Genomic DNA, 2,224 nt, shown 5'->3' with positions numbered 1-2,224 from the left:
TCGCCAGATAGGGCGCCAGCGCCAGCGCATAGGTGGCCGTCATATGGTGATGGTCGCGCCAGACGATGATGTTGCCGACCACGGCCGAACAGCTGTCCTTGCCACATAAGGCATCGTTCATGTCAACGACACGGACCCCCGGCAATGCCCCTGCGGCGAGGGCGAAGACATCGCTCGTCTCCACCTCCTGTCGCGCGTTGACGCATTTGTCGGCATCGGCGGCCAGGCAATCACCGGGATCGAACTTGACGAAAGGCGTGTTCCGAATGGCGATAATACGCACGCCCGTTCTGTTCAAGTCGCTCCAGATGCTGCGCAAACCGTCGATCATTGCCGGCTCCGGTGTGTCGGAATAGCGAGACTGGCTGGTGAACATCAGGTCTGGCCGCAATTTCCTGATCTCGGCGCGAACGTTGTCGCGCCATGTTGCGCAGGCCTCATACGGCTTACCTTCATCCGTCACCGCGGCAAGGGTGAAAGGGCATGCAGCCTTGGTGAAGGTGACCAATTTCCACTTGCGGTCCCTGGCAATCTTGTCGATGGCCGGGATCCATTGTGCTGCGTGTGAATCGCCTGCGACGACAATGGTTCTGGTTCCCTGGGGATCGCCGAGCTGGCAGCCCACAGCTTGCGTGCTGTCCTGCTCCTGATGGCATTTCAGTCGATAGACGATCGGTACGTCACGCCTGAGTTTGCCGAGGGATGGCAGCAGTTGCACGTCGCGCGGAACCGAAGCGTTGGCAAGAAGCGCTGCCGGCCCTGGATAATTCGGTGTCCCGATCAGGCTGATATCGACGTCTTTCCTGTCGAGCGCATAGCCGAGCCCACCCGACATCATCACGCAGACGGCAACGGCGGCAGTGGCATAGGCCAGAGGTTTCCGTTCCGTATCCGACCGCGGCTGCCGGTAGCGCTGTTCGACATATCGGTAGGAAAGATCCGAGATTGCCAGCGTCAGGGCGATCAGCACGAGACCTGCAAGGAGCCCGGCCGCGGGGCGATGCGCCGAATAGAAAACAACCAGCGGCCAATGCCAGAGGTAGATCGAATACGACCGGTCGCCGACATAGCAAAGGATGCTGGCATCAAGTCCGCGAACCGGCCCAGTTTGATGCCGCCGGCGGCAATGATGAGCACCGTCCCCAAGGTCGGCAGCAAGGCAAGAGCGCCAGGAAATGACGTCGAGGCGGAAAAGAAAAGCGCTGAAAACCCGATGGCGCCAATACCGGTCATCGCCATTGCGGCGCGCAATGGCAGCCCTGCCCTGAACCGATGGACCGTCAGCGCCAGCAGGCCACCGAGCGCCAGCTCCCACAGACGGGTATGGGTTACGAAATAAGCGGCGGCCGGATCGCTCCGGGTGATGACAACCGAGCTGATCAGCGATCCGGCAAAAACCGCGGTCAGCCCCACGAGGAATACGTCTTTCGCTGGCCGCCCGAGACGGCGCGCCAGCCAAAGGCCTGCCACCATCAGCAATGGCCAGACGATATAGAACTGCTCCTCGATGGATAGAGACCAGTAATGTTGTACCGGGCTCGCCGCCTCCTCGGCGCCGAGATAGTCGACCGCCTGCCAGGCAAGCCGCCAGTTCTGCACATAGAGCGCACTGGCAGCGACCTGGATTGCCGTCTCTTCCCAACGTGCCATGGACAGGAAGACCAGCGTTCCGGCGAGCGTGGCAAGAAGGGCCAGGATCGCAGTCGGCAGCAGTCGCCGCACTCGCCGCGAATAAAAGGCCATCAGCGAGATGCGGCCGTCGCGCAGCGCCATGCGGGCAAGCAGACCGGTGATGAGATAGCCCGAGATGACGAAGAACACATCGACCCCGACATACCCGCCAGGAAGAACCGCGGGCCAGATGTGGAAAACCACCACCAGGGCAACGGCTATGCCACGCAGCCCCTGGATTTCAGGCCGCAATGCAACAGGCCCCTCAGCGTTTTCTGTCAACACCACCCGCCTCAGACCTGATTTCAGATCGGCTCGAACTTCACATCCGGCTGGTCGGGACCGCCGGCTTGCCGCAACAGCGCGAGAATGTGTTCGCTCCTGTCAACCTGCTGTCGCCTCCAGTTCGAGGCGTTAGTCACGTGCAGCCAGCCATCGACCACCATGAAAAAATCCTCGGATTGATCATGTCCCGCGCCGAAGCGAAGCGATTTGTTTTCGGCGAACCGAACCAGCGCCGGATCGATCGATCTGTAGAGCACCGGCCAGTTGC

2 protein-coding genes and 1 pseudogene are annotated in these 2,224 nt (G+C 61.2%); all 3 read right to left on the bottom strand.

From position 1 onward, the window contains the following. Positions 1-970: SGNH hydrolase domain-containing protein (locus EN984_RS31840; protein WP_127384229.1), on the bottom strand; the 970-nt coding region annotated here is incomplete at its 3' end. Continuing rightward, the gene (locus EN984_RS31835; RefSeq protein WP_256754973.1) at positions 964-1,956 is read right to left on the bottom strand and encodes an acyltransferase; all 993 of its coding nucleotides are present in this window, start codon (positions 1,954-1,956) and stop codon (positions 964-966) included. The genes EN984_RS31835 and EN984_RS31840, both read right to left, overlap by 7 nt. 20 nt (positions 1,957-1,976) lie before the next feature. After that, a pseudogene (locus EN984_RS31830) lies at positions 1,977-2,224 on the bottom strand (hypothetical protein); the annotation flags it as partial.

Origin of the sequence: Mesorhizobium sp. M7A.F.Ca.CA.004.12.1.1 (genome assembly GCF_003997835.1) — a bacterium.
Lineage (GTDB): Bacteria > Pseudomonadota > Alphaproteobacteria > Rhizobiales > Rhizobiaceae > Mesorhizobium.
Note: the sequence above shows the minus strand (reverse complement) of the source record. Positions and strands in the feature narration are given on the sequence as shown.